Source organism: Candidatus Angelobacter sp. (genome assembly GCA_035607015.1).
GTDB lineage: Bacteria > Verrucomicrobiota > Verrucomicrobiia > Limisphaerales > AV2 > AV2.
Genome location: DATNDF010000513.1, coordinates 1 through 2,875, shown reverse-complemented (window position 1 = coordinate 2,875; position 2,875 = coordinate 1). Strand labels below are relative to the sequence as shown.

The 2,875-nt window shown below is 60.3% G+C and carries 4 protein-coding genes; 1 reads left to right on the top strand and 3 read right to left on the bottom strand.

Annotation, left to right across the window (positions count from 1 at the left end):
* Positions 1-226: twin-arginine translocation signal domain-containing protein (locus VN887_20630; protein HXT42425.1), on the bottom strand; the 226-nt coding region annotated here is incomplete at its 3' end.
* The gene (locus tag VN887_20625; protein HXT42424.1) at positions 223-660 is read right to left on the bottom strand and encodes a rhodanese-like domain-containing protein; all 438 of its coding nucleotides are present in this window, start codon (positions 658-660) and stop codon (positions 223-225) included. The genes VN887_20625 and VN887_20630, both read right to left, overlap by 4 nt.
* Before the next feature lie 565 nt (positions 661-1,225).
* Here VN887_20625 and VN887_20620 point away from each other — a divergent pair.
* Positions 1,226-1,918: a DUF1080 domain-containing protein gene (locus tag VN887_20620; GenBank protein HXT42423.1), complete on the top strand. Its 693-nt coding sequence runs from the start codon at positions 1,226-1,228 to the stop codon at positions 1,916-1,918.
* Positions 1,919-2,056: 138 nt separating this feature from the next.
* Here VN887_20620 and VN887_20615 read toward each other — a convergent pair.
* On the bottom strand, positions 2,057-2,875 hold an 819-nt coding region (locus VN887_20615; GenBank protein HXT42422.1), incomplete at its 5' end, for a hypothetical protein.

Below are 2,875 nucleotides of genomic sequence, written 5' to 3'. Positions count from 1 at the left end.
TGTCATAACGCCCTTGTCCACCACAGCCAATCAACGCGATGTTCGGCTTTTCGTTGGGTGACAGCGGTTTCGTGGTCGCCGCCTGGCTGTGGTATTCCTCGATGAACCACACCGGCAGCGCAGAACCCGCGGCGATGGCGGTGGAAGTCTTGAGAAAATCACGGCGGGAGAAGTTCAATGGATTCGTGGTCATGGGCTCTGCCTTGCGATTGCCGGACGTGCTCATTTCTCCGCTTTATTCCCCGCCTTTTCCCAGGCCTTGAAGCCGCCTTCGAGGTTGTAAAGCTTGGGGAAGTCGAGCTGACTCATCTTGCCGCACGCCTTCGCGCTGCGCACTCCGCCGGCACAGTGCACGAGGTAGGTCTTGCCCTTGTCGAGCCTGGCGACCCGCCCGGCAAAGTCAGGCGCGTACCAGTCAAGGTTGATCGCGCCGGGGACGTGACCGGCTTCAAACTCCTTTTTCGTGCGCACGTCGAGCACCACGTTTTTCCTGTCCGCGCGGAGTTTTTCAAACCCGGCCACGTCCACATTTTTGAACGCCTTCGCTTCTTTGTTCTCTGCGCCGGGTTTGTTTGCGTCTTTTGTGTCCGCCGCGTGTGCCACACCTGCGGCACTCAACAGCACGGCGAGGACGATGGTTGTTGCTGTTTTCGGTTTCATGGCTTTGTTTTTCGGATTTGCACTGGTCCCCATCCGATACACCCGACTGCGGAAATTGGCGACAATTTTGATTGTGGCCAGGTGGGCCGGGACATCGCGTCGGGGTTCCGGAACTGGATTCAACGGAGGCGCCCTAACTGTCCCGCCCGGGTGTCGGGCGATTTACAACCCATCGGGCGGCGGAACAATCCCGGGTGGTGGTGCATCTCACCAGCGACGCTTACCTGAAAAACGGCTCGTCGGCGTCCTTGTATTGTCCGACTCGGATGAGCGGATGGTGGGTTTCGGCGGAGACTGTGTGTGCGCCGAAACCCACCGGGATTCGCACGGCGCTGCGAAACGATGCATCAGGAGGAGTCCAGTGCTCCTCGCACCAGACGGGGCCCGTTTGTGGGAACCAACGGGCATCCGCGGGTGAGGAGGAGCACTGGAAATTATCAGCCCGTAAGGAGCGGTGTTTTTCGGCGCATGTCAAACAGCCGGCGTTTTCCATCGACGGATTTGCCGGATCAGGCCGATAAAAATGGCTTGAATGTTCGTCCGGCTCAAAGTCAGATTCGCACGCATGAAACCCCTTCCGCTGCTTTCATTTGTCCTCGCGATAATGGTCGTTTCCGGGTGCCGGCACTTCACGGGACACGGGGGGTTCGTTGCGCTTTTTCCCGAGGATGGCGTGCCAACGGGTTGGACGGTGCGCGCCTGGGACGACGTCCGCAACGCAGCGCAGGGTAATCCGGTGTGGCGTGTGGAGAACGGAGTTCTCCACGGCGGCGAGCCGCGCGGAAGCTGGCTGCTCAGCGAAAAGGAATACAGCGATTTTGAACTCGAATTCGAGTTCAAACTCGGCGAAACCGGGAACAGCGGCTGCGCTTTGAGAGTCCCCATGTATGGTGACCCGGCCTTCGACGGCATGGAATTGCAGATGGCGGATTTTCGTTACAATCCGCAAGCCAAGGATTCCGAGTTGACCGGTGGCATTTATCGGGCCATTGCCCCGACGAAGCAGGTTTACAAACCGACTGAATGGAACAAATACCATGTCACCCTCAGGGGCGATCATTTACGTGTCGTCTTGAACGGCGAGATGATTCAGGACCTGAACCTTCGCGAGCAAAACCAGTCAGTGAAACGCCACAACGGCGCCGACGCGCCGCCGGTCAGGGATCGTCCGCGCAAAGGCCACATCGGTTTTCAGGAACTCAGCCGTGGCGCCGAGCACGTCCAGATCCGCAACGCGCGGATCAAGGTGATGGATTGAAAGACCCCCCGCCGGCCTGCCGTTTGCCGAATCGGGAATGGCAACACCCTGGAAAACCGGCCCGGGCCCGAGTCTCGGGTCTCGTGGCAGGTCGAGCGGAAGGTGGCGGCCGCGCACATCGTCCGTGCAGGGAAACTGCTAGAATTGCTGCGGGGTGACGAGGCGGTAGAAACGCGTCGCCGCTCCGGCCCCGGCATCGGTGACTTCAATCTCTCCCGTCGCGCCCTGGTCCGGCACGTCCGCCAGTTTCTGCCAGGTTCCGGCAGCAACGTCGTCGCGGTAAAGAATCGTGTAGGTTTTTCCAGCCACGGCATTGAAACGGATCCGCGTCATGGTGCTGACGGCGTCGATGGATTCGATTTTCAGATAACTCGATGCGTCCCGCGGATCGGTTCCGGCCACATATTCCTCAAGATTGGTCAGGCCGTCGGCATCGGGATCACCGTTGGCGCCATTGTTGCCAGTGGCATCGCGCCAGTCGAGATTGTGCGCAATCTCCCAGGCGTCGGGCAACCCGTCCCCGTCGGTGTCGATCGGGCCGGAGCCGACGTTTGCTCCTGCGGCCGTCGGTGCCGCCGCCTGCCAGTTGATGGGGTCGTCACCGTAGCTCAGACTGTCGATGCGTTGCAGAGACAGGCCCGTGGCGGTCGTATTGGTTGGCCAGGGCGGCGTGCTCGAGTACCCGACCTCGTCCACGAGGATATAGGGAACGAAGCCGGGGTTCGGGCTGGGCGCTGTTTGAGGAGGATCGGGCTTGAGCAGTCGAACACGCCCGCCGGAGTTGTCCAGAGAACCGCCGTAGGGACCGACAATGACCGCGCCGATAGCCACACCATATTTCGCGCGGAATGAAGCAAGTTGGCCGGGCTGATGGACGGGGTCGAAGTTGACGACCAGCAGGTAACTGTCCGGGGACATTACCAGGCCCGGCGGGATGACATAATCTACATTACCATC